The organism is Acinetobacter sp. RIT698 (assembly GCF_009668065.1).
Taxonomy (GTDB): Bacteria; Pseudomonadota; Gammaproteobacteria; order Pseudomonadales; family Moraxellaceae; genus Acinetobacter; species Acinetobacter guillouiae.
This window is the reverse complement of the sequence record NZ_WJYH01000041.1, coordinates 1-25,496: the sequence shown is the minus strand read 5'-3', so window position 1 is coordinate 25,496 and position 25,496 is coordinate 1. Positions and strand designations below refer to the sequence as shown.

General features: G+C 41.2%; 18 protein-coding genes. 16 read left to right on the top strand and 2 right to left on the bottom strand.

The features are described 5' to 3' along the window. Positions 1–2: 2 nt before the first annotated feature. The 12 genes from GJV03_RS16215 (at position 3) to GJV03_RS16160 (ending at position 15,053) form a co-directional block, all read left to right on the top strand. Positions 3–929 (top strand): iron chelate uptake ABC transporter family permease subunit, encoded by a 927-nt coding sequence (locus GJV03_RS16215; protein ID WP_154130572.1) that lies wholly within the window; start codon positions 3–5, stop codon positions 927–929. Then, the gene (locus tag GJV03_RS16210; RefSeq protein WP_154130566.1) at positions 926–1,696 is read left to right on the top strand and encodes an ATP-binding cassette domain-containing protein; all 771 of its coding nucleotides are present in this window, start codon (positions 926–928) and stop codon (positions 1,694–1,696) included. Before GJV03_RS16215 ends, GJV03_RS16210 begins: the two co-directional genes overlap by 4 nt. A 6-nt stretch (positions 1,697–1,702) precedes the next feature. Continuing rightward, on the top strand, positions 1,703–2,677 hold the full coding sequence (locus GJV03_RS16205; RefSeq protein WP_154130565.1) for a siderophore ABC transporter substrate-binding protein: 975 nt from the start codon (positions 1,703–1,705) through the stop codon (positions 2,675–2,677). Between the two features lie 143 nt (positions 2,678–2,820). Beyond that, entirely contained in the window at positions 2,821–5,049 is a 2,229-nt protein-coding gene (locus GJV03_RS16200; protein ID WP_154130564.1) for a TonB-dependent siderophore receptor, read from the top strand. A gap of 289 nt (positions 5,050–5,338) precedes the next feature. Continuing rightward, positions 5,339–6,397, top strand: a complete 1,059-nt coding sequence (locus GJV03_RS16195) for an ABC transporter substrate-binding protein (RefSeq protein ID WP_154130563.1) — start codon at positions 5,339–5,341, stop codon at positions 6,395–6,397. A 15-nt stretch (positions 6,398–6,412) separates the two neighbouring features. After that, on the top strand, positions 6,413–7,123 hold the full coding sequence (locus tag GJV03_RS16190; RefSeq protein ID WP_004717530.1) for a class II aldolase/adducin family protein: 711 nt from the start codon (positions 6,413–6,415) through the stop codon (positions 7,121–7,123). 32 nt (positions 7,124–7,155) lie between these two features. Beyond that, positions 7,156–8,349, top strand: a complete 1,194-nt coding sequence (locus GJV03_RS16185; protein ID WP_154130562.1) for an LLM class flavin-dependent oxidoreductase — start codon at positions 7,156–7,158, stop codon at positions 8,347–8,349. Between the two features lie 12 nt (positions 8,350–8,361). Next, complete coding sequence (locus GJV03_RS16180) at positions 8,362–9,939, top strand: ABC transporter substrate-binding protein (protein ID WP_154130561.1); 1,578 nt, start codon at positions 8,362–8,364, stop codon at positions 9,937–9,939. Between the two features lie 2 nt (positions 9,940–9,941). Then, positions 9,942–11,093 (top strand): ABC transporter permease, encoded by a 1,152-nt coding sequence (locus tag GJV03_RS16175; protein WP_154130560.1) that lies wholly within the window; start codon positions 9,942–9,944, stop codon positions 11,091–11,093. Further along, on the top strand, positions 11,090–11,938 hold the full coding sequence (locus GJV03_RS16170; protein WP_154130559.1) for an ABC transporter permease: 849 nt from the start codon (positions 11,090–11,092) through the stop codon (positions 11,936–11,938). The genes GJV03_RS16175 and GJV03_RS16170 overlap by 4 nt, the downstream gene beginning before the upstream one ends. Positions 11,939–11,940: 2 nt before the next feature. Continuing rightward, positions 11,941–13,758, top strand: a complete 1,818-nt coding sequence (locus GJV03_RS16165; protein WP_154130558.1) for an ABC transporter ATP-binding protein — start codon at positions 11,941–11,943, stop codon at positions 13,756–13,758. A gap of 26 nt (positions 13,759–13,784) precedes the next feature. Then, positions 13,785–15,053, top strand: coding sequence for an acyl-CoA dehydrogenase family protein (locus tag GJV03_RS16160; protein WP_004823398.1), 1,269 nt, complete (start codon positions 13,785–13,787; stop codon positions 15,051–15,053). 202 nt (positions 15,054–15,255) lie between these two features. On the opposite strand, the gene GJV03_RS16155 is transcribed toward GJV03_RS16160, so the two are convergent. Further along, positions 15,256–16,311, bottom strand: a complete 1,056-nt coding sequence (locus GJV03_RS16155; protein ID WP_004717513.1) for an ABC transporter substrate-binding protein — start codon at positions 16,309–16,311, stop codon at positions 15,256–15,258. 286 nt (positions 16,312–16,597) lie between these two features. Between GJV03_RS16155 and GJV03_RS16150 the strand changes: the two genes are divergently transcribed. The 4 genes from GJV03_RS16150 to GJV03_RS16135 all read left to right on the top strand — a co-directional run bounded on the left by GJV03_RS16150 (position 16,598) and on the right by GJV03_RS16135 (position 24,225). Continuing rightward, complete coding sequence (locus GJV03_RS16150) at positions 16,598–18,421, top strand: ABC transporter ATP-binding protein (protein ID WP_154130557.1); 1,824 nt, start codon at positions 16,598–16,600, stop codon at positions 18,419–18,421. After that, positions 18,418–20,250, top strand: a complete 1,833-nt coding sequence (locus GJV03_RS16145; protein WP_154130556.1) for an ABC transporter ATP-binding protein — start codon at positions 18,418–18,420, stop codon at positions 20,248–20,250. The genes GJV03_RS16150 and GJV03_RS16145 overlap by 4 nt, the downstream gene beginning before the upstream one ends. 166 nt (positions 20,251–20,416) lie before the next feature. Beyond that, positions 20,417–22,909, top strand: a complete 2,493-nt coding sequence (locus GJV03_RS16140) for a TonB-dependent receptor (RefSeq protein ID WP_034610668.1) — start codon at positions 20,417–20,419, stop codon at positions 22,907–22,909. A 104-nt stretch (positions 22,910–23,013) separates the two neighbouring features. Beyond that, the gene (locus GJV03_RS16135; protein WP_085942779.1) at positions 23,014–24,225 is read left to right on the top strand and encodes a lipase family protein; all 1,212 of its coding nucleotides are present in this window, start codon (positions 23,014–23,016) and stop codon (positions 24,223–24,225) included. A gap of 127 nt (positions 24,226–24,352) precedes the next feature. Here the strand turns inward: GJV03_RS16135 and GJV03_RS16130 are convergent, their stop codons facing one another. Further along, on the bottom strand, positions 24,353–25,444 hold the full coding sequence (locus tag GJV03_RS16130; RefSeq protein ID WP_154130555.1) for an LLM class flavin-dependent oxidoreductase: 1,092 nt from the start codon (positions 25,442–25,444) through the stop codon (positions 24,353–24,355). Between the last annotated feature and the right edge of the window lie 52 nt (positions 25,445–25,496).

Genomic DNA, 25,496 nt, shown 5'->3' with positions numbered 1-25,496 from the left:
CGATGCTGGTATTCAGCGTAATGGTGCTGGCGGTATTGTTTGTCTTTCTAAATGCAGGATTTGATTTTGATTATGTCATTCCGCAACGGCTGGTTCGGCTCGCCACCATCGTGCTTGGCGGAATATGTATTGCATTTTCTTCGATTATCTTTCAGACCATCGTCGGCAATCGTATTTTAACCCCATCCATCATGGGCTATGAAGCCGTCTATTTGTTATGGCAGGTCATGTTGCTGTTTTTTCTTGGCACTTCTGGATTGTCATGGCTGGGTTTAAATGGAAATTTCTTTGTTTCAATCTTGCTGATGCTGTTTTATTCGTGGGCAATGCACCGTTGGTTGCTGACCCGAGTGCGCAATGATGTCTTTCAACTGCTGTTATTTGGCTTAGTACTCACTATGGTGATTAGTACCGTCACTCAGTTTATCCAGCTCAAAATAAGCCCCGGTGAGTTTTCAGTATTTCAAGGACTCAGCTATGCCTCATTTAATCGTTCTCAACCTGAAACATTAATTTATGCAGTGGTGACGGTTGTTATGGTTCTTGGGTTACTGAGAAAAAAATATGCTGTTTTGGATGTGATGGTGCTCGGTCGTGAACAGGCAATTTCATTGGGGATTGATCATCATCAATACGTCAAATTTTATCTTGCCTTGATTGCCGTCTTGGTTGCAATTTCAACCAGCTTGATTGGCCCTACCGCATTTATGGGGGTGTTTATTGCCAATATTGCTTATGCACTTGCCGGAACACATCAACATAAATTTACCTTAGCCATCGGCTGTGTTGTGGCGATTGCCATATTTATTCTCGCTCAGATTTTAGTTGAGCATGTTTTTAATTATAAAACGACAGTCAGTATTTTAGTCAATTTGGTATGTGGTGTGTACTTTCTTGTACTGACAGTTCGTGCCAGAGGTGTTTCATGATTAGGGTACGTAATATCCATAAATCCTATGGGGGAAAAAGTGTACTTTCGGATGTCAATATTGAATTTCCTGAAAAGCAGGTGACTTCACTCATTGGTCCAAATGGGGCGGGTAAATCGACTTTATTGATGATGCTGGCGAATTTATCGAGCCCTGATCAAGGTCAAATTTTATTTCAACAGAAAGATATTACCCAGATCCGAACGGCTGAATATGCCAAATATGTTGCAACCTTACGACAGTCTCCAAGCTTTAACTTACGCATGAGCGTAGAAGAACTGGTGTCTTTTGGGCGGTTCCCTTATAGCGGTGGTGCTTTGACCGCAAACGATCATCAGGTGATTGATGAGGCAATTCAATTTCTAAATTTAGAAGCATTACGTAAAGTCTATATCGATGAACTGAGTGGTGGCCAACGGCAGATGGCTTTTCTGGCGATGACCATTGCTCAGCAGACTGAGGTGCTTTTATTGGACGAGCCTTTAAATAACCTTGATATGAAACATGCTGTTCAGATCATGCATGCATTACGTCGTTTATGTGATGAACAGGGGCGTACCGTGATTCTGGTAATTCATGACATCAATTTTGCAGCGAATTATTCTGACCATATTGTTGCATTGAAGAATGGCAAACTGCGTTTTAGTGGTCCAGTCAAACAGGTGATTACTGCGCAACAATTAGATGATCTGTATGAACTTGATTTTGAAATTACCTACAGTGAACAAGGCTGTATGTGCAACTACTTCAACTCAACAGGTGCTTGAATACACATGAAATGGAAAAATAACGGCTGGAATCTGGCACTGATCATGATAGCCGCAATCAGCTTATCGGGATGTGACAAAAAACCTGCTGCTGATGCGAACCAAGGGGCTCAAAAGTTAGCAACCCCGATCGTGGTTAAACATGAACTAGGAACCACCAGCATTGCCTATCATCCACAACGTGCTGCGGTATTGGATATGAATGAAGCTGATTTTCTTGATCAACTGAGTATTCCTATTGCGGGTATGCCCAAAGATTATGTACCACATTTTTTGCAAAAGTATAAAGATGATCAAAAGGTTCAAGATCTAGGTGCGATTGTTCAGCCCAATATGGAACGGATTTACACACTCAAACCAGACATCATCTTAATGACGCCACTGCAAGCAAATCAGTATCAAGCGTTGAGTAAAATTGCACCGACTGTGCACTATGACATCAATTTCAATAACAGTCAGCAGCATCATATTGAGGCGATTAAAGCGCATTTGATCACTTTAGGCCAGATCTTTAATCAACAGCTATTGGCGACGCAAAAAGTAGATGCATTGGATGCCAAAGTAGCAGAAGTACGAAAAATAACTGCAAATCGTCCTGAAAAAGCTTTGGTGGTCTTACATAACAATGGTGCCTTTAGCAACTTTGGGGTTCAGTCACGTTATGGCTTTGTATTTAATGCATTAGGGGTAAAACCAGCCAGTACAGTGGTAGATACAAGTTTGCATGGTCAACCGATTTCTAGTGAATTTATCAAACAGGCTGATCCCGATATTTTGTATATCGTCGATCGTACAGCCGTCATGGAACATCGTCCGACGATTGATGCTGAGCGGATGAGTAATCCTTTATTACGCCAAACCAAAGCATGGAAAAATGGCAAAGTGGTTTTTGTTGATGCAGATGCTTGGTACATCACTGCGGCAAGCCCAACCTCCATGCATATTTTAATTGATGATGTCATCAAGGGGTATCAGCTATGAATTAGGTCTTTACACGATAAATTTATAGCCAGATAAGCTCTAGCCAAAACACCCATACCGTGAACAAGTGACTACAGCATACTTTTCAATAAAAAAAGTGTGATAGGGAAACTTGTGCTTAAAAAATGAAAGGAAATTTGTATATGAAATATGGTCATCCACTTTTTCAGCACGCTTTGAAACCACAGTGCCGAGATTCAAGCCCGCAATTTAAACTGAAAAACTTGATTTCTGCTCAACTGTTGTTGGGTTTCGGATTAACTTTTGTGATTCCGATCTCAACAATTCATGCGCAAACACCTGATCTGCCATCATCAGATCACGAGGCATTGCAAAATTTACCCACCATCCATGTACAAGCTGTGAATGAAAAAAACAGTGTTTTAGCGGGGCAGATTTCTTCGCAGAATAAGTTGGGTTTTTTAGGTGAGAAAGGCTTCTTAGAAACGCCATTTAATAGCATTGGCTATACAGACCAATATATTGAAAATCAACAGGCAAAAGATATTACCGATGTCATTGCTAAAACCGACCCATCGGTATTTACCAATGGTGCCAGTGGCGGATGGAGTGAAAACTACTATATTCGTGGCTTTGCTTCGAGTACAAGTGATATGTCAATGAACGGCATGTTTGGCATCACACCTTTTTATCGAAGCTCTCCTGAAATGTTTGAACGAATTGAGGTACTCAAAGGACCTACAGCATTACTCAATGGTATGCCGCCAGCAGGATCGGTGGGGGGCATGGTCAATTTAGTCAGCAAGCGTGCAGGCGATGATCCACTGCAGCGTTTTAGCGCGACCTATATGTCTGATTCACAGTTTGGTGGTCATCTCGATATCGGCAGACGTTTCGGTCAAAATAAAGATTTTGGTGTACGTTTAAATACAGTATATCGTGATGGAACAGGGGCAATTAAAGACCAAGATAAAAAAACAGCCTTAGTTTCTTTAGGTCTGGATTGGCGTGGTGAAAGTGCACGTATTTCAGCAGATCTCTATACAGCTGAGGATCGAGTAGATGGTGTCAACCGTGGGATTAATTTACTCTCAGGGGTTGCGATTCCTAAACCACCAAAACCAGACACACTATTAAATCCAGACTGGTCTTTTGTTGAAACCAAAGATAAGGGCGCTATGCTTCGTGGCGAATATGACTTGAGTGATCGAGTTATGGCATATGTCGCTTATGGACAAAGTAAAACCGATTATAAATATAATGGTGCCATGTCAGCGACCGTGCTCGACAGTCAAGGCAGGCTCGAAACCAAGATTGGTCAGTTGGCTTTTGATCTTGAAAAGAAATCAGCTGATCTGGGCATAAAAGGAAAATTTGATACAGGATCTATTGGGCACCAATGGGTTGTCAATGCAACGTATTACCAACATGATCAAAATGACTATGGGGTAAGAAACGTGGCTGGGGCTGAATGGATCACCAATCTTTATCATCCAGTTTGGGGAAATCCACTTCGCTTTAATGCGCCACATATTTCTAAAACAGCATCTCGTTTAAACAGTTATGGGATTGCGGACACCTTATCTTTTGCTCAAGATCAAGTCCAATTGACTTTGGGTGTACGACAACAGAATGTGCTGAGTGAAGCTTTTAATATTGTTACAGGCAGTCGAACATCACGTTATGATGAAAGTGCCACCACACCTGGGGCTGCGATATTGTTTAAAGCCACAGCGCATATTTCCTTATATGCAAACTATATAGAAGGCTTAAGCCAAGGCTCAACCGCACCGTATACTGCGGCAAATGCGGGTGAAGTTTTTGCGCCTTTTAAAACAAAGCAAAAAGAGCTTGGGATTAAAATGGATTTAGGGAAATTCTCAAATACTTTGAGTCTGTTTGAAATTGAAAAACCAAGTAGCTATACCGATCCCGTCAGCAATATTTTTACTGCTGATGGCGAGCAGCGCAATAGAGGAATTGAATGGAGCTTCTTTGGAGCACCTATTGCGAATCTTCGTGTAATCGGTGGTGTTGCCTATATTGATCCTGAATTAACCAAAACTGCAGGTGGTAAAAATCAAGGCAATACTGCGACTGGGGTTGCCAAGCAACAGGCGAAATTAGGCATGGAGTGGGATATTTCGATGTTGCAGGGTTTAACCTTGACTGGAAATGCCACAGCAGTTTCAAAGCAATATATCAATCAGGAAAATACACTACATGCTTCTGGACGAACACTGTTTGATGTTGGGGCGAGATATAAGACCAATGTTTCAAGTTTTCCACTGAGCTTAGCTGCGAGTATCAATAACGTGACCAATAAGGCGTATTGGGGCATGCCACAATTGTCCAGTTTAGCCTTAGGTGCGCCTCGAACTTATATGCTGTCGGCTTCTATCGATTTTTAATTTAAGCGATACAGCACTATATTTTTATATGGTGCTGTATGTTGATTCAATGAGGCGCTTTAAATCATATAAATCTGTTTAATCAAAAATAAAGCGGATGGGGGGCTCAAGGCAGGCTTGCTTAAAGCGCTGTTGATAAAACAACACTAAATCTAAAACAAGTGATGAAATCTAAACATTTATTAAAATTATATTTTGCATAAGACATTGAAAATTATAAAAATAAATATTGGCATAAAAGCTGCTCAATACAAGTGATATGAAATTGGAAGTATCTTAAGGAATACCTATGTCACTTGTCGTCGATAAAAAAGAAAATTCTAAAGAATTTGTAAAAAGTACTTTATCTGAAATTTGGGTCACACGATGTCCAGTACCCACTGCAACAGGAATCTCATTAAAGCGCGGCACCTTAGTCGAAAAATTTGAGCGACATGGTATTGATGTTGCGGTATTGCAAGATGCGCGTAAAGGCTTGTCTGTGCATCATTTTGATCATCAGCTTCCGGCTTTATTCCGTGAGGGTGGCAATGTACCTGCTTTGGCTGCACGTTCAGAAGGTGCCCCAAGTCGTCTGATTGGATTAACTTGGATTGATGAATGGCAAGTGATTATTGTTCGACCTGATTCAGCAATTCGTCAACCTGAAGACTTAAAAAATGCCAAAGTGGCTTTACCTGAATATGCCGATAAACGTGCAGGCAGTATTTTTAGAGCCATGTCATTACAAGGTATTCGAGGGGCTTTACAACTTGCAAATTTAAGTTTTCGTGATGTTGATTTTATTGAAGTTCCTGAGCGAGCTGAATCGAAACAAGATCGTGATGCCAGTGCCTATTGGTCAGGCCTTGATGCCTTGATTACAGGTGAGGTGGATGCCGTGTATGTCAAAGGGGCATCGGCTGTTGAGGCAGCCACTAAGCGTGGTTTAAAAGTCGGTATCGATTTAGATCAATTTGCAGATGTGACTTCGCGTGTGAACAACGGGACACCTCGTCCTATCACGGTACATGAAGATTTATTGGAACATCACTTTGATGTCGTCGTGGATTTTCTGGAAGAGCTTTTTGATACCGCAGACTGGGCAGAAGATCATTTAGATGAAGTGCTGGTTATTCTACAAGATGAAACCATTGCGGGTGCTGAAAGTGTGGCTACAGCGTATCGTAATAATTTCCATAAATCTTTACACCCTTCATTAAGTGAAGAACGCCTTGAGCTTTTAAAACAACAAAAAGATTTTCTTTGGTTACATGGCTTCCTTGAAAAAGACGTAGATCTTAATACATGGGTCGATCATCGCCCATTACTCGAAGTTTTAAAGCGTCGCCAAAATAAACAACGTTAAAACAGGATATTTATCATGACTACACTGATTCAATCGCCACTTTCCCCTGAACTCAATGATTTTATTGAACGCAACCGTGAAAAAGCTGAATTTGCATTTGAGGTGTTCCGTGAGACGGGCACAATCACTGCCAATGGCACGGTCAATTTTGTTGAACGCGCCCCTGAGAATACCTTGGTGACCTTTAACTATGCAGGTCCTTGGTCACGAGATAAAAAAAGCAAAGTACTGGTAGAGAAACTTGATGGTGAAGTTTTATTGGGACGAAAAGGTGCTGGTGGCCGTTATAACAAACTGTTTCGTGAACATGCAGATGTCACCACAATCTCTCATGTACATGCACCGAATTTAGGTGCTTGGGCCCAAACACACCGAACCCTACCGATTCGATATGTGCCTGTTCAGCGTTTTCATTTATTTAATGAATTACCGATTTATATTGATCGCCGTCAGGCAGAAGTAGATTTCATTTTAGATCAACTCAAGATTGATATTGAGCATCGGGCTATTTTGGAAGCCAATGGCGGTGCCACAGTTTGGGGGCGTCAAGGTCTACAGGAAACTGCTGAATTTATTTTATTGCTTGAAGAAGGTGCTCAAATTCAACTGTTAGCAGAATTGGTTGGAGGAAGTCGTGAATATGGGCAAGGGGTATTACAGCAACAGTGGAAAATGAGCGGATTGACTGAAAAAGCAAAATCACTGGGATTACTTCCACTCCATTAGAAACATGATTTAAAACAAATATAGAGAATATTATGGCTGTAAAACTTTTATGGTATCTCACCTCTCCTGATGGTCCCTATCCTTGGTTGGAGTCGGGACGCTGGGATACCGATTATGAACATTTGCAACAAATTGCAATTACCGCAGATCGTCTGGGGTTTTACGGTTCGCTCATGGGTACAAGTGAGTATGAAACACTGGCGGTTGCCGCGAGTTTAATTCCTTTTACTGAACGCCTGAAGTTTTTGGTCGCACAGCATCCAGGTGAAGTTCAACCCGCAGTTTTAGCCAAATATGCACAAACTTTTGATGCCTTTTCTCAGGGACGTTTGTTGTTTAATGTGGTCAATGGCAATGATCAGGGACTTGCCGCTTTGGGTATTCATTATTCACATGATGAACGCTATGACTTTAGTAAAGAATACTGGAGCACATTTCAACAGAATTATTTAGGCGATAAATCTGGTTTTCAGGGTGAGTTTATTCAAGTGGCTCCACGTCAAGAGGGTGCTTCACCGATGTCAAAATGGCATGGGGCAACCCAAAAACAAGGCGTACCGCTGTGGGGAGCTGGCACATCAGCGAAAGGGGTACAACATTCAGTGGAATTGCTGGATGTGTATTTAAGCTTTGCCAACACACCGCCGTTGCTGGGAGAAAAATTCAGTAAGGTTGCAAAAGAAGCCGCTAAAGTTGGGCGAACTTTGCAGTATGGAACTCGCTTACAAATTATTGTTCGTGAAACCGAAGAAGAAGCGTGGCAATACGCGCAGTCTCTACTCGATAAAATTGATGTGAATTATGCGATTGAAGCAGTAAAACGTCAGCTTCCACCCAATGAATCTTTTGAAAGCTATCAAAGTAATAACCCGATTGTTCAAAAAAATTTAGAACGCTTACGTCAGGGGATATTACCTCAAGCTAAAGATTTTGAAATTTATCCAAATATTTGGACAGGGCCATCACTGTTTGGTTTTGATATCTTAAATCCCGCTGCGGGGACCGCATTGGTCGGGAGCGCTGAAAATATTGCTCAACGTATCCAAGAATATGAAAGCTACGGTACATCTGCATTTATTTTGTCGGGTTTTCCTTTAATCACTGAAGTTTACCGTGTTGCAGACTTGTTGTTTCCTTTACTTGAGCTCGATCATGGTTTTGAGTTACCGAAGTTAAAAAATCGCTCCTCTGTAGATTCTCTGTTGAATCAAGAAACTGTGGTTTAAAAGGAGAATCCTATGAGTAAAATTACGCGCAGAGCATTAATTAAAAATACTGGTTTAGGTCTAGGTACGATTGCAGCAGCAAGCCTGATCGGGTGTTCTCGTTCCGATTCCTCAGCATCAAATGAAGCTGCTACACATACAAGCCAGCATACCACACCGCAAAAAGGTGGAGTGATCAAAATTGGGGTGATTAATGGTAATCAAGCTGGAAATTTAGATGCCCATAAGCCGATTGGAATGTCGAGTGCCTTTAGAGGTTGGCCGTTATATGCCAAATTATGGGAGTGGGGGCGAGATATTCAACCTAAATTGGCGCTTGCTGAATTTGCAGAACCCAATGAGGATGGCACTAAATGGACGATTCGGCTAAAGAAAGGGCTTGAGTTTCATCATGGTAAAACCATTACAGCTGATGATGTCATTTTCTCTTTACGTCGTTTGACCGATCCTAAACTGGCGTCTCCCTTTGCTGCTTATCTGTATTCATTGCAGCGCGATGCGATTAAAAAGCGTGATGATTACACCGTTGAAATTCCATTTGCTCAAGGCAAAGGCTTAGTAGCCCTACCTGAAGCATGGATGAGTTGGGGCGGTATTGTTCCAACAGATTATGACCCAATCAAGAATGTCGTCGGAGCAGGCCCGTTTAAGCTGGAAAGTTTTACCCCAGGTCAACGTTCCCGTTTCGTACGTTTTGAAAATTATTGGAAAGACAATCAGCCTTATGCAGATGCCATTGAAATTATAGATTTTAAAGACCAAACCGGGCGTCTTGCTGCTTTGCAATCAGGGCAAATTGATATTGCATCGGGTATTAGTGCCGAGCATTTATCTTTGATTCAAGCCAATAAACGACTGAATGTTGTTTCATCTGAAACAGATGCTTGGCAATCCTTTGACATGAATACCACTAAAGCACCGTTTAATGATCCTCGTGTCAGACAAGCATTTCGTTTGATTGCCAATCGGGATGATTTAGTGAAACGGGCATTGGCGGGACAAGGGCGAATTGCCAACGATCTGTATTCATTTAGTGATCCTGTTTATAACCATGAAATTCCACAGCGTAAGCAAGATTTAGCCAAAGCTAAAACACTATTAAAAGCCGCTGGTTTTGATCAAAACTTAAAAGTTGATTTATATACAGGACCAGATAGCAATGCCGCCTTGGTGTTTGCGCAACATGCAGCGCAAGCTGGCGTGATCGTAAACGTTAAACAAGTTGAAGCTGCAACATTTGCAGATGCAGTCAAACAAGATTGGGCATTGAGTACAGGTTCAAATGTTTCTCGTCCATTTTTATTGACGGTATTGCAGATTGATGGACCCGGTGCAGCCAATAACAAAACCCGTTTTAATCAAGCCCGTTTTACTGAGCTGGTGCATCACGCATTGCAACAGCCTGATCTGGAAAAACGCAAAGTTCTGGTGCATGAGGCACAGCAAATTCAGCATGAACAAGGTGGCTTACTGATTTGGGGTTTTAACAATGTTTTAGATGCACATTCTCATCAGATTGGTGGTGTAACACCTGATCGAACCGGTTTTGCAGCATGGCGAACTGATGAGTTTTGGCGTAAAGGGGAGTGATGATGACGACTCAAGCCAGCAAAATTGAAAGCTCGATTCAACATCCAGCTATCGCCAAGTCGTTTGAATTTCCTGCATGGTTACCTTGGTTTTTGACCCGTATCGTGTCAGGAATTTTGGTGATTTTTGTGATTAGTTTAATTGTATTTATCGCGACTCAAGCGCTTCCATCTGACCCTGCGCGGGTCATTTTAGGGCCAGAAGCACCAGAAGCTACGGTTCAAATACTGCGTGAACAATTGGGGCTGACTCAACCGATATTGGTGCAATACTGGAATTGGCTGACTCAATTATTACAAGGTAATTTTGGACGCTCAATTGATTCTAATGTACCTGTGTTACAGATTATTCAAAACTATTTTGGTAATACGCTTGCTTTGAGTAGCTTGGTGGTGGCAATCACTGTACCGATTTCAGTTTTACTTGGGGTTTGGTTATCGCTACGTCGTGATAGCAAACTAGACCGAATCATTGTATCTAGCTCGATTATTTTTAAAGCAGTGCCCGGATTTGTCATTGCCATTTGGCTAATGATGTTATTTTCAACTTCGATCTTGCATGTATTACCCGCTGCATCATTGCTGATTCCTGGGCAGTCTCCGTTTAGCCAGCTAGAGTTTTTAATTTTACCCATTTTAACGTTAGCTTTATCGCTTATTCCTTATCTCATGCGTCTTGTGCGAGGCTCAATGATCGATGCCTTAGAGTCTGATTATGTCACTTCAGCACGATTACGCGGTATTCCAGAGCATCGCATTATCTGGAAGCATGTTTTACCTAATGCTTTAGTGCCCGTGGTACAAGGCACGGCATTGACTATACGGGTTTTACTCAGTGGGGCTTTAATTATCGAGGTTGTATTTAGTTATCCCGGAATTGGCAATGCATTGAATGCAGCAATTGAAATGCGGGATATTCCTACCATTCAAGCGATTGTGTTATTGCTGACCATCTGTGTGGTGGTGGTCAATTTAATTGCAGACTTAATGACCACTTTACTCACACCGAAAATACGCACTGCAAAAAAACATAAAGCCCGCTCACCTGGTTTACGTCAGGCATTACGTTTATGGAAATCTGGTCGACCGATTACGGTAAAGCCTGTCGATCGCCGTAATGCCTTGAAGAATATCAATTCAGGAGAGGGGAAATGAGTACACTTCATTGGTATCAACGTAAGTTTTTCAAAGCCTTGATTTCTGAGCGACAAGTCCGTTTTGGTTTTGTGGTGACAAGCTTAGTTTTGATATTTGCGCTTATTGGCCCAGTGCTGGTTCCTTTTGAACCAACTGCATTAGTGGGTATGACCTATGGTGCGCCTGAAGCACAGGCTTTTCTTGGCTATGACTATATTGGGCATGATGTTTGGTCTCGTGTATTAGCGGGTGGTGCTTCAATTATTTGGATGACCCTCGCTGCCAGTCTGGTGGCTTTAATTATTGGTTCCAGTTTAGGCATATTGGCTGCTTTTGCACGAGATAAAGTTGACCAGTTTGTGACTTGGCTTACCGATGTTTTTATGGCATTTCCTGATCTGATTTTAGTGCTATTAATCGTTTCGATGTTAGGGCGTGAGCCATGGCTGATTGTGCTCACTGTTTCGATTGCTTTTATTCCTGGGGTAGTACGTCTTGCACGAAGTGTTGCGCTAAATTTGGTTGAGCAAGAGTATGTAGAGGCCGCCAAAATTTTAGGTTATTCGAAAAGCTATATTTTATGCCGTGAAATCCTACCCAATATGCTGACACCCTTATTAATTCATCTTGGGGTGATGTTGACGTGGGCTGTTGGCATGTTATCTGGTCTGGCTTTTCTTGGTTATGGTATCGCACCTCCTGCAGCCGATTGGGGCCTGATGATTAATGAAAATCGTGCTGGGTTATTGGTTCAACCGTGGGCAGTATTTGCACCGGTGATTTTAATTGCTTTGTTTGCGCTGGGAACCAATGTGTTGGCTGAAGGTGTAGGGCGTGCCGCAGCGCGGATTGAGGAAAAGTAACCATGACAGAGATTTTAAAGAATACGGTACTACAGGTAAAAGACTTAACGGTGGCGTTGGTCAACACAGGCAATCATGTGGTTTCGAATATTTCTTTTCATTTAAACGAGGGCGAAGTCCTTGGATTGGTGGGAGAAAGTGGTTCAGGTAAAACCACATTGTCGAGTGCGTTATTGGGCTATGCACGACATGGTGCCAAAATTATTCAAGGCACAATTGCGCTGGATGGACAAGATATCCTCAGTCTTGACGACCACGCTTTGCGTCAAATTCGAGGTTATAAAATCAGTCACGTTGCCCAAGATCCGGGAACGGCACTAAATCCAGCATTAACAATTGGACAGCATCTACTTGAGTTATTAGAAGTCCATCAATCACGCTTATCCAGTAGTGAAAGAAATCATAGAGTTGCTAAAATTTTAGATGAAGTGGGATTGCCTCAGGATGATGTGTTTTTAAAACGCTATCCTCATCAGCTTTCCGGCGGGCAACAACAACGGATTTTATTAGCATTGGCATTTTTGTTACAGCCTCGCTTAATTGTCTTGGATGAACCGACAACAGCATTGGATGTTACAACCCAAACTTTAGTGCTGAATATTATTCGTAAATTATGTCGCGAATATAATGTTGCAGCAATTTATGTATCACATGATTTGACTGTGGTGAAAGATATTGCAGATCGCGTAATCGTCCTGTATTCAGGCCAGATTGCAGAAGATGCTGCATTAAGCCAGTTATTTGAAACGCCAAAACATCCTTATACTCAAGGTTTACTCAATGCCATTCCCGATGTGTCGATTCGTAAATATTTATCCCCCATCGAAGGACATGCACCCTCACCGAATGACCGTCCAACAGGATGTGCCTTTGCCGCAAGATGTACTTTCGCTAGCGAATTATGTCATCAACAGCAACCGAAATTAACCCTGTTATCTCAAGGAGTTGATCCACATTTTGTTGCTTGTCATCATTGGAATGAAGTGGGTGTGATCAATTTTCAAGAGCTTGATCCGCATCTGATTGAATTAAAAACAGATCAACAGGCACTGCTTAAACTAGAACATATCAATGCTTGGTATGGCCAGCAACAAGCACTTTTCGATGTTTCTTTTCAAATACAGCGTGGAGAATGTTTGGCCTTAGTCGGGGAGTCTGGTTCAGGTAAAACCACACTATCTAGAGTGATTGCAGGACTGAATGAAAATGCAGAAGGTCAGGTGATTTTAGCAGATGAAGTATTGTCCTTGCAGGGACAAAAACGTCAGTTAACACAACGACATAAACTGCAGTATATCTTTCAAAATCCATATAAAGCCTTGAATCCAGCACATACCATAGGACAGACACTCACTAAAGTGGTTCAGCACTTTTTTGCTACATCTCAGCAAGAAACTCAACAAAAGGTCGTTCAGGTACTTCAACAAGTATCGCTTCCTCCACAGGTTCAAGAACTCTACCCAAGAGATTTATCTGGCGGAGAACGGCAACGTGTAGCGATTGCACGAGCGCTGTTATGTCAGCCTGATGTTTTGATTTGCGACGAAATTACTTCTGCTTTAGATGTGTCAGTACAAGCATCTATTTTAAAACTGTTGCAACAACTGCAAAAGCAAGGCGTAACTTTACTTTTTGTGACCCATAACCTTGGGGTAGTTCGAGCAATTGCTGATCGAGTTGCCGTTTTAAAAAATGGCCATCTGGTGGAATACGGTGAAACCGATCAAGTACTGAGTCATCCGCAACATGCGTATACCAAAACTTTGCTCACACATGTACCCAGCTTATTTAAGACTACAGCACAGCGTATCTGTGCATAAAAAACAAGAGATTTTCCGGAGTTAAAATGAACGATATTCAGCAACACAATTTTTTAGAATTGGGCAGTATAAGACATATTCAAAGTGAACAAGAAGCATTGGATATTGCCAAGGCAGTAGCAAAACAACTGACTGAATTTGCTCAAGATCCTCAATATAACAAAAGTGTTCCTTATGAACAGGCCCGCTTAATTTCAGAAGCAGGTCTGACAGCAATTATTGTTCCTCAGCAATTTGGTGGTTTAGGCGCGAGTATTACTACATTGGTCAATGTGGTAAAGATCATTTCATCTGCAGATGGTGGTGTGGGGCAACTTCTACAAATTCATTTCACCATGTTTCGAGGAATTTTAACGGGTTATGAGGATGATATTCGCGATCAATTATTGCGTGATGTATTGAGTGGTAAACGTTTAGGCAATGCACTCGCAGAAGTGGGCGGAAAAGATAAATTTCAGCATAAGACTCGTGTAGAAAGAAATTCACAAGGGCAGTTAATCTTAAATGGCAGTAAATTTTATTCCACAGGCTCTTTATTGGCCGAGTGGATCTCTTTATTTGCAGGCAGTGATGATGGACCTGTTTCGATCTTGATTCATCGTGATACGCATGGAGTAGAACTGCTCGATGATTGGGATGCAATGGGGCAAAACAATAGTGTCAGTGGCACTGTCAATTTTAAAGATGTTGTTGTCGATGAACGCTATGTTGCCAAGCGCAATACTGGTGGTTTAGGGACAGTGCTACGCACAGGTTTAACTTGGCCTCAGATTTTGCATGCAGCTATGGATACAGGTATTGCCAAAGGTGCACTTGAAGGGGGGATTGATTATTTGCAACAGAATGCTCGTCCTTGGGTGGAAAGTGGTGTCGACTCCCCGACACAGGAACCGCATATCATTAAGCAAATTGGTGAGTTTGCAGTTTTGGTCCGTTCAGCAGAAGCACTTTTAGATCGCTCAGCAGCTATTTTTGAGCAGCATTTAACCAATCTGGAAGATGAAGCCTTACAAACTGAATTGATTTTATCTGTGGCTGCCACACGGAGTCAGTCAGACCATGCATCTTTGAAAATTTCCAGTGAAATTTTTGGCTTACTTGGAGCAAGCTCTACTTTGTCAAAATGGAATTTAGATCGTTTCTGGCGTAATGCACGTACACATACCACACATGATCCGATTCGTTGGCGTTTATATCATGTTGGAAATTATTATTTAAATAATATTCCACCTGGTGAATATAACTCTGTGCTTTTAAAGAAACAGGCTGAAAATGTGACCAAATTTAAGTCTTAATTTGAGTTCGACAAAAATATGCTATTCGGAAACCTTATCCACAACTGTTTGAGGCAGTACTTAATCGCATATGTTTTTCCGGTGAGAAGCAGCGCTTTATGCGTTGATAATAGTCAGAAGCTTTTGTATAGGCAATGCCTTAAATTTGGAAGCTGAAAAATAAAAGGTTGTCATCACGACAACCTTTTATTTTTTCGTATTGTTAAGCCACTTGTGCATGAATAGCAATGTCTTGTGCTAGCCATTCACGAACATTGATTTGAGCTGGAATAAACTTCCAGCGATAGAGAAAGTCACTGAGGTCTTGTAAGGCAATAATCGATGTTTCATCAAAATTGGTATTCAGCTTGAGATGTGCATCGGCGCCATAAGCTGCATGGACCCATTGTTCACTGCTATTACATTCTTTAGCCAGATAGCGGTGAGTTTCATCTGCATGCACATGCGCCCATTGTTCAGCTTGTAAAACTGCATCGACGATGGATTGAGCTTGTTGTGGATATTGCGATAGAAAATCTTCATCCACAGTTAGTGTTCGAGGGGTACCATTATTTGAACGTAGGATAGGGTCGGGATGTGAACCAATATCAATAATGGTATGCAGGGCAAAATCATGGGCAATTTGTGCTGCATGCGCGCCTTTTAAAAAGATGGCATCGACATCCCCTTTGATTAAAGCCACAATCTCTGCACTTGCGCTCAGTTTATTACGATTGCTAAAGAAACTCGCATCATTTTCTTCGGTATGATTTTGCTGTTGCGCCACTAATATATCAGCACGCAGACAATCCACCAGTTCCAGATCACTGACCTTAAGATTTACTGTTTTTAATGCATTTTCTAAACCGCGAATGGCTTGAGCACGAGAGAAATCGATGATGGCATCTTGATTCAGTGGGAGTCCAAAGCGTTTACCTTTTAGATCCTCAACCGTCTTAATTTGGGAATCATATCGAGTCAGCAGTAATTGGACTTCATCCGCCCAAGATAAACCGATGACTTTGGTTTTTTGTCCAGAAGCATATGCCCAAATTGCAGGAATACTGCCACCATGCCGAACTGAATTGGCAAGGGTATGGTTAAAATGTGAGTTACGAACCTCTTTTGAGTTCGATTCACGAATTGATTTAATTTCAATTTGTTGCTCAATAAATTTTTCTTTTAGCCAGCCTTTTTGAATCGAGATTCCGAGCCCTGTAGGAACTGGACAGCGTGTATACCAAAGTGTATTCAATGGTTGCGTTTGAAGTGTTGTCATTGTGACATCCTGTTGTGATTTGAATGCTTTAAAGCAATATTGATGCCATTGTTTAACTTGTTGATATTTAAAATATATTTTTAATATCTATTTTTATGATGTTGATATATCAAATATTGTTGCAATAACAACAGATAACAAGTGCGGATGTTTTAAATCAAACATCTCATCAAACATGTTTTTTAAAAAAATAATATAAAACAGTGGATTAAAATATTTATGCCTTTGAAAAATTTGGCATAGATCTCGCAGTGAGCTATAGATCTTTAGTTGTTGTTTTATTTTTATGTTTAAAAATTATCCACTGTTGCGAAGTTTGGCCTTATATCGTTTTATGCCATTTCGCTTTGTATTGACGGCAACATTATTTGTTCTTGCCAATTTTGGCTTAGCACTACAGCAATATTCAATCGGACATGCGATTGATACGCTAAAACACAGCCGACCTGAAAGTTTATTTCAACATGCTTTTACAGATCCGTTAAATCCGTGGTTTTGGTTTATTCTACTGACGAGTATCGCTTTACTTCGTGCCATTATTCAATATTTAGCGGGTTTAAGTGCCTTGACGATTGGGCAGCAATTGTTAAGTATTTTAAGAGAAAGAATCTTTAGTCAGGTCCAGCATTTAGATGTTTCATGGCACTGGAAACACGGATTAGGTGAAGTTTTATCAAGAACCACCCGAGATTCAGATAAATTAAAAGAAGCTTTAATTAATTTTTGGCGACAAGTGTTTGAATCCAGTCTAGTGGTTGCCGCAACAGTTGGATTGTTGTGTTGGTATCATCCTTGGTTGGGGATCGTCCCGCTTATTTTTATTTTTCTAGGCCTAGCAGTGCTATTTAAACTGATCAATCAGTTGGTGGTGCTGGATCATCAAGTTGCCTATGCCTATGAAAAAGTCAGTGATACTTTGGCTGAAAGCGTCAATGGCATTCGAGTGGTCAAAGCCTTTCAACTTGAGGAAAAGCTCTTACAACGTTTTGATGCTGCAGTTGATAGCTTTATTCGTCATTCTATTCAAACCATTCGCACCAGTGCACAACGCTTACCGATTCCTCAAATGATTATTGCCTGTTCTTACTTATGGGTGATTGGGTTTGGTGGTTACTTAATTGGACAAAATCAATTACAGATTGGGCAATTTGTGGCTGCTGTACTTATGGCAAATTTATTGGTGTTTCGTATTGAAAGTATTGGACAGGTCTTACATATTTTTGCAGATGCACGTTCATCGGCAACTCGAATATGGCAAATGCTAGATGAGAAATCGGCAATTGTAGATGCTGCACATGCTTTGCCACTACAAGGGGATGCTGATGGGGATGAAGGTTTAAATATTCGACTGGAAAATGTCAGTTTTCAGGATCGAAACACAGAAAAGTATATTTTAAAACAGTGTAATGTTGAATTCCGAGCAGGTGAAATCGTCACCATTGTAGGGAAAACTGGAGCGGGTAAAACCACACTGATGAACTTGCTCAATCGTTTTATCGATCCAACCGCAGGGCAGGTCTGGATTGGTTCAGATCAACGCGGTTGGCTCAATCTTAAAGATCTTAGTTTGGTTAACTTACGTCATATGGTTCAGATTATTCCGCAAGATAATTTCTTTTTCTCAGGAACCTTGGCGGATAACTTAAAAATAGCCAAACAGGATGCGACTGAACAGGAGATGCGAGATGCGTTGCATTTGGCTTCAGCATCTGAACTGTTACAGCGACTCGATGCTGGTCTGGAGACACGAATAGGGGACAAGGGAGTCACCTTATCTGGAGGGCAAAAACAACGGATTGCACTGGCACGGTCAATTTTAAAAAACTCGCCAATCTTGGCGCTTGATGATTCAACCAGTGCTTTAGATTCCACTACAGAAAAACAGGTGTTACAGCGTTTATCAGGCTTGGCTGACAATAAAAATCAGCTCAAAAGAACCATCCTGATCAATTCAAATAAACAGACCACGATTTCTTTATCAGATCGCATTATCGTATTAGATCAGGGACAAATTCTTGCTCAAGGGAGCCACACAGAATTGCTCCAGCATTGCGTATTTTATCGGGAGTTGATGGGATTTCAGAAAGCGCAACAGGAGATTCAAGCATGAATACCACGGTTAAAAATTTCCGACCGCTGACGAAAATCTCTGATCTGCAGATCGAAGAAAACTTAGCAAAAAACGCGCTACATCGCGGAATGTTAAAAAAACTCATTCCTTTGCTTTATCCGATTCGTTATTTAATTCTAGCCATGATCTCAGTAGAGATCTTACAAGTGCTGAGCATCTTTGTACGTCCATGGGCAGTCAAGTACATTTTAGATTCTGGATTTCAGCAAGTGGCTGGGAAACTGGTGTTGTATCAGCCAGTACTTTTTATAGCAATTGCTATTCTGGCATTCAGCTGGGTGTGTCGTTTTGGATTAGCGGGTATATCAAAATACTTGTCTGGAAAAGCGGCTTTAAGCGTCATTAATGATCTAAGACGTTCATTATTTCAACATATTCAAGCTTTAAATATTGGTTATTTTGATCGAACTAAAGCCGGCCGAATTATTTCACGAGCGGATCGTGATGTCGATACTTTAGAACCAGTATTGATACAAGGACCACCTGAACTACTTTCTGCGATTTTACGTTGCGGATTAGCATCTTTGCTTTTGTGGCATATCTATCCCCCATTTTTCTGGTGTTTATTTGCAACTTTGCCGATTTTATTGACAATGACTGCAATATTTAAAAAGTCATCACAACGGCATTGGGGACGGGTTGCCGAAGAACGCAGTCGATTTACTGCACATTTGGTTGAAACGGTAAATGGCGCCAAAATTATTCAGCAATTAAATTATAGTGAAACCAATCAACAGCGTTATCAGCAGCTCTTAAAAGATTTTAATGATTCTATTATTTATGGAAGTAAGCGGACCAGCTGGTTTGCCCCATTTACTGGATTGCTTTCGACAGTGGCAACCGCGGTTTTTATTGTGATTGGAAGTTATGCTTATAGTGAAGGTGTCATCAGTATTGGACAGTTTGCCGAAAGTATTTTTTACGTGTTTTTATTCTTGGCACCTTTACAGGAATTGACCGATTTATTTGAGCGTTATGCCAATGGTGCAGCGTGTGCACAACGGATATTTCTACTTTTAGATACCCAATCTAGCATTCAAGATGCACCACATGCGTTGAAATTAGGGCAACTTAACGGGCATATTCGTTTTCAGTCTGTAGATTTTGCTTATACCACCAAAGCTGTTTTACAAAATTTTGATTTAGAGATCGACGCTGGAACGGTGGTTGCGATCGTAGGGCCTACAGGTCATGGTAAAAGCACGATCGTTCAGTTACTGACACGGTTTTATGAGCCTCAGCAGGGTGGGATTTTCTTAGACCGTTATCCGATACAGGATATTCATCTGGACAGTTTAAGACAAAATGTCAGTATTGTTTTACAGGACAATGTCTTGTTTAGCGGCACAATTTTAGACAATTTACGTTTAATTCAACCCGAAGCTACAGATCAACAACTGATTCAGGCGATTGAAGAACTTGGTGCAGATGATATTCTAGGACAGCTTCCTCATGGTTATTTTACTGAAGTTGGAACACTCGGAAAAAATTTAAGTCATGGGCAACGCCAACTTGTTTGTCTCGCACGTGCATATTTGGCTGATCCTAAAATTTTAATTTTAGATGAAGCGACCTCTGCGATTGATATTTATACGGAACAGAAAATCCAATATGCCCTTCGACGCTTATGTAAAAATAGAACCTGTATTGTGATCGCACATCGCTTAAGTACCATTCAAGAAGCAGACAAAATTGTGGTGATTGAGAATGGGGCTGTAGTGGAACAAGGTTCTCATGAACAACTGATTCAACAGCAACAATCTTACTATCAGTTGTATCAATCTTATTTACACAATCAACTTGTATAAGCTTATGCGCCACTAGCAAATCTGTGGTTTTATAAACATTTTTTCGAATCATTGTTTAAATATAAACAATGATTTTTTTATTTTTAATGACAAGTTTTTGATATTCAATAATAAAAATTTTGGCATTGGCTTTGCTATATCGGTGCAGATCGTTAAGGAAGCTTATATGCGTACATATTTTTCTCAATTCATTCTTCATTCTTCTGTTTTTGCGTTCAGTACACTTACCGCCTCAATCACTTTGGCAAATGAACAAAGGCCTGTATCAGAAAAAGAGGATGTCGTGACATTGCAATCAGTTGTTGTAACGGGTTCTCGGCGAGCTATCAATAGTGCATTAGAGGCTCCTGCTCCAGTAGACATTGTGACAGCCAAAGAACTACAAGAAACAGGGGCAGGTGATCTTGCAGCTGCATTAACACGTTTATCGCCGTCAGTGAGTTTACCAACATCACCTGCGGGTGGTTTCGGTGCATCGGTACCGCCGAGTATTGCATTGCGAGGTTTATCTGCAGATCAAACCTTAATTTTGATCAATGGTAAACGTCGCCATACAGCGGCTTACTTCACTCGACAAGCGTATGCTGGGGGGAGAGGTGCTGCGGTAACAGATTTAAGCCTAATCCCGATTAGTGCCATTGAACGTATAGAGATTTTACGAGATGGTGCCGCAGCTCAATATGGTTCTGACGCGATCGCGGGCGTGGTTAACATTATATTGAAATCACGTGATCATGGTGGTGGCGTGAGTTATCAAACTGGAGGCTATACACAAGGGGATGGTGAACAGCATAAAATCAATCTTTGGAAAGGCTTTGAATTACCCAATGATGGTGCTTTAACTGTTGCCGTAGATTTAGGAAAGCGTGAAGCTGCAAGTAATACTGCACCAGATACGCGAACATTTTATGATGGTTCAACCCAAGCCCAATATACCGAGCAGAACACACCATTTAGAACTTGGAAATTTGGTTCTCCTGAACAAAAAGACCAAATCAATATCACTGCGAATTTAGATTTACCTTTAACTGATGAAATTGCCTTGTATGGTTTTAGTAGTTATGGGCATCGTAAGACCATCGGGGAAAATTTTTATGAACCTCCAACCACCAAAACAGTACTGAATCAATCCAGTTATTTTAAGCAACGTTATCCTGATGGACGCTCACCTTTGAGTTTAGTCAGTGTGGATGATTTTGCGACCACGTTTGGGGTTAAACAAGGCAACCAGACTTCAGGAAAATATGACCTGTATGCCACTTATGGACAAAACAAAGTCAGCACTGAACAAGGCAATGGCATTAACCCAAGTTATGGTGCAGATTCACCTTCTCATTATGATTTAGGGGAAAACATTTTTGCCCAACTCAATACAGGACTGGACTATAGTCGTGATTTTGCAATTGATGGTTTAGCCAGTCCATTGACTGTTTCGACGGGAGCGCTATACCGTTGGGAACAATATAAACAAAATGCAGGCGACCCCATTGCTTATACCCGTGGACCCTATTTTAATCCAAGTACGGCTTTAGGTACGGGTATCCCAGGTATATACGCGGGTATTACAGATCAAGACCAACGCAAAATTAGTCGAGATGTGTACGGCATTTATTTGGATCTCGAAGCCGATATTGTAAAAGATTTAAATGTTGGTGCTGCTATTCGAACAGAAAAATATTCAGACTTTGGTTCGACAACCAACGGCAAACTCTTTGCCAAATATGATATATCTCCGCAGTTGACTCTTCGTGGATCTGTCAATACAGGTTATCGCGCACCGTCATTAGCCCAGCAAGGATACTCCGCTTATAGTGTACAAACGGTGCAAACTCCGACAGGTTGGCAAGATGTACAGCAAAGGACTTTAGTTGCGGGAAGTGAAGCGGCTTTACTGATTGGTGGAACTTCACTAAAGCCTGAGAAATCGACCAATTATTCTTTAGGTTTGGTACTCAAACCATTTATCAATACCTCTGCAACTTTAGATCTTTATCAAATCGATATTCGAAATCGTATTTTACTTTCTGACAATATTACTGGCAGCGTGATCAATAATGCTTTTGCAAATACGCCGTATGCAAATATTGCCAATGTGGCGTTTTTTAATAATTTATTAGATACGCAAACACGTGGTTTGGAGTTCGCATTAAAACATGATCTTGATCTTGAACAATATGGCAAGTTAAAGCTGAATTTAGGCTTGGCTTATCATAAAAATAAAATCACTGACAGCCGAGACTCAATCACTGCAAAAGGTGAGCGAATTCCAGTCTCTAGTATTGCTGGTCGAAATACCCAAAGCCTAATTGAATCTACAGCGCCAAAAACCAAATTAGCATTGGGGGCACTTTGGTCAAATCAAGCGTGGAGTATCAATGCCGCAGTCCGTCGTTATGATAAATGGACTACTTTAAATAATACCAATACTTCATTGGATCAGACCTTTGATCCGCAATGGATTGCTGATTTGGACTTTGGCTACAAAGCAGATGCGTGGGTAAAAGGGCTAAAATTCAATCTGGGCGCAAATAATTTATTTAACAGTTACCCAGACAAAGCCAAAGACTCATCTGTAGGGAACATCGTCAAATACAGTTTTAATGCGCCAGAAGGTGCCTTTGGAACGTATTTATATGGCCGTGTAAGTTACGACTTTTAAATTAAAAAATAAATTTTTAAAACAGTTTTTAAATAGGTTTCAAGGTCATGAAAATGCAAAATACTTTTATATCTAATGTGGTTAAATCCGTTTTTGTCGCAAGCATACTAACGTCTGCTGGAATGGCAAATGCCCAGCAAGCCCCACAGCCTGAAGATCGTTATGGGGATGGACGTGTTTCAGCATTTTATACATGGAAAGCTGCGATTCCAGAACAAGCTGGAAAACTCTTAAAGACAGAGGACATCAGCAACCCTTATATCCGTTTGGACAATGATAGTACGGCCATTCGTATTTTATATAGTTCAACAAGTGGAAGGGATAGTAAGACCCCCATTGTGGTTTCTGGGACAGTACATCTTCCTAAAGGTACGCCACCGAAAGAAGGTTGGCCTGTTGTGTTATGGGCACATGGTACGGTTGGTCTAGCAGATGCCTGCGCACCTTCTTGGAATGGACGATCTTATCGAGATGTACAATATTTAAATCGATGGTTAAAAGAAGGATTCGCTGTAGTAGCAACTGACTATGAAGGACTTGGTGTGGCTGGCCCGCACTTGCTGATCAATAATCCAATGCTTGCTTATAGTATTTTAGACAGCGGTCGAGCTGCGCTTAAAACGAAATTACCTCTAGCAAATCGTTTTGTTATTGTGGGGCAATCTCAAGGTGGGGCGGGGGCTGTTTCAGCTTCAGCTTATTCAGCAACCTATGCACCAGAGTTAAATATTAAAGGATCTATTGGCACAGGGGTGATTTATCAGGACCCAGAGGCAACAGCTGAAAAGAATCAGTTAAAGTTAAATCCTTATGAAGTCAGTCCATCCTTAGCATATGGTATTTATAGTTTTCTAGTGACGCAAAGCTTATTTCCTGAAATCAAAACTGAAGATATTTTTACCGCTGAAGCAGTGCCTTTGGTGGAACAAGCAAGAAATGCCTGTTTGACCAGTTTTATGGGAGATATTCAAACAGCAGGACTTTCACCTGCGCAAGCCTATAAGGCGAATCCACCATCGATCTATAAAAAATTACAGGAAAAACAATCCAATGATTATGGTTATTACCCGACCTTAAAAATCAATCATCCATTATTTATTGGCACTGGGGCAAATGATCGTACACCAGATGCACGTAATCAAATGAAGTTGGTGGCGGATGCATGTAAGGCAGGTACAGTCGTTGAAGGGCATTTGTATCATGGATTGGGACATAGTGAGACAGTGAATGCTTCCCTACAAGATTCTGTTCCATTTGCCAAAAAGGTGATTGCAGGGGAGAAGATTCAGTCCATTTGCAAACCAGATTTACAATAGAAAATCAGAAGAAAATAACCATCCCTCATAATGATGCTCATGGTTATGACAAGACCTTAAATTAGCAAGCAATAAAAACCGCTCATTCAATCCGATTAAATGAGCGGTTTTTATTTAGCTTGAGGACTTAGGCAATCTGTTTGTTTCGCTTGGCCGCCTCAGCTCGTACCGCAGGAATAATATAACGACCATAGTCCACAGTATCGTAAATTGGATCATAACCACGATTTAAAAAGGTGGTGACGCCCAGATCTACATAATCAAGTAATGCAGCAATAATCGTATCAGGCGTTCCGACAAGGGCGGTGGTATCACCATAGGCCCCAACTGCGCTTGCAGTTGGCATCCATAAGGCTCGGTCATGGCGATCACCTTGTTGTGCTGCTGCCAGTAACCGTTGTGAACCTACGCCTTTAATTTTATGTCCCGAAAGTGAGCCATTATTTTGGAACGTTGGATTTTGCTGAATATCAGCTAAAATTTGTTGTGCTCGTTGCCATGCGAGTTGTTCTGTTGGCCCAATAATAAGACGTACTGATAAACTGACCTGCGGCTGGGGTTTATTGGCTGCTTCTGCTGCCTTTTTAAGTTTATTTATCTGCTCTTTCACGCCCGCTAAAGGCTCACCCCAAAGCGAATAAAGATCTGCATGACGCACTGCGATATCGTAGGCAATATCCGAAGAACCACCGAATGAAATCGGAATAGAAGTTCCATTGACCGGTTTTAAAGGGCAGAAAGCATTTTCCAGTTTAAAGTATTTGCCTTCATAGTGAATCGGTTGCTCACTTTTCCAAAGCTTTTGGATGATATCTAGATATTCACCCGTGCGTTCATAACGTTGAATTTTATCAACAATATCATCACCTTCTTGCGGTTCAGCGGTAATTCCCGTAATGGCATGTAAACGAATGCGTCCTCCGCCAGTGGTATGGTCCAGTGTGGCAAAGGAACGTGCAGCGAGATTAGGCGTCATCAGCGCAGGGCGATGTGCAATCATAAATCCAAGTCGTTCAGTCTGTTGTGCCAGATAAGCTGCGATTTGGGTACTATCAGGGCTACTTGGTCCATTGGCGATTAAAACTTTATCAAAACCTGCATATTCATGTGCACGAGCATGATAACGTAAATATTCGAGATCAATTTTATGACCAATTCGGGTTCCTTTGGTTTCAGACCATTGATTTGGAAAAACCATACCCACAAACTCTATGCTCATCATTTAACCTATGCTGTAAATTTTAAATAAAAGAGCAAAATAGATGCCAAAT

Excerpts from the sequence above, each read along its gene's own strand:
- GJV03_RS16200 (WP_154130564.1), top strand. The coding sequence starts at position 2,821 with ATGAAATATGGTCATCCACTTTTTCAGCACGCTTTGAAACCACAGTGC.
- GJV03_RS16215 (WP_154130572.1), top strand. The coding sequence starts at position 3 with ATGCTGGTATTCAGCGTAATGGTGCTGGCGGTATTGTTTGTCTTTCTA.
- GJV03_RS16160 (WP_004823398.1), top strand. The coding sequence starts at position 13,785 with ATGAACGATATTCAGCAACACAATTTTTTAGAATTGGGCAGTATAAGA.
- GJV03_RS16155 (WP_004717513.1), bottom strand. The coding sequence starts at position 16,311 with ATGACAACACTTCAAACGCAACCATTGAATACACTTTGGTATACACGC.
- GJV03_RS16180 (WP_154130561.1), top strand. The coding sequence starts at position 8,362 with ATGAGTAAAATTACGCGCAGAGCATTAATTAAAAATACTGGTTTAGGT.
- GJV03_RS16130 (WP_154130555.1), bottom strand. The coding sequence starts at position 25,444 with ATGAGCATAGAGTTTGTGGGTATGGTTTTTCCAAATCAATGGTCTGAA.
- GJV03_RS16170 (WP_154130559.1), top strand. The coding sequence starts at position 11,090 with ATGAGTACACTTCATTGGTATCAACGTAAGTTTTTCAAAGCCTTGATT.
- GJV03_RS16195 (WP_154130563.1), top strand. The coding sequence starts at position 5,339 with ATGTCACTTGTCGTCGATAAAAAAGAAAATTCTAAAGAATTTGTAAAA.
- GJV03_RS16210 (WP_154130566.1), top strand. The coding sequence starts at position 926 with ATGATTAGGGTACGTAATATCCATAAATCCTATGGGGGAAAAAGTGTA.
- GJV03_RS16140 (WP_034610668.1), top strand. The coding sequence starts at position 20,417 with ATGCGTACATATTTTTCTCAATTCATTCTTCATTCTTCTGTTTTTGCG.
- GJV03_RS16165 (WP_154130558.1), top strand. The coding sequence starts at position 11,941 with ATGACAGAGATTTTAAAGAATACGGTACTACAGGTAAAAGACTTAACG.
- GJV03_RS16145 (WP_154130556.1), top strand. The coding sequence starts at position 18,418 with ATGAATACCACGGTTAAAAATTTCCGACCGCTGACGAAAATCTCTGAT.
- GJV03_RS16185 (WP_154130562.1), top strand. The coding sequence starts at position 7,156 with ATGGCTGTAAAACTTTTATGGTATCTCACCTCTCCTGATGGTCCCTAT.
- GJV03_RS16175 (WP_154130560.1), top strand. The coding sequence starts at position 9,942 with ATGACGACTCAAGCCAGCAAAATTGAAAGCTCGATTCAACATCCAGCT.
- GJV03_RS16205 (WP_154130565.1), top strand. The coding sequence starts at position 1,703 with ATGAAATGGAAAAATAACGGCTGGAATCTGGCACTGATCATGATAGCC.
- GJV03_RS16150 (WP_154130557.1), top strand. The coding sequence starts at position 16,598 with ATGTTTAAAAATTATCCACTGTTGCGAAGTTTGGCCTTATATCGTTTT.
- GJV03_RS16190 (WP_004717530.1), top strand. The coding sequence starts at position 6,413 with ATGACTACACTGATTCAATCGCCACTTTCCCCTGAACTCAATGATTTT.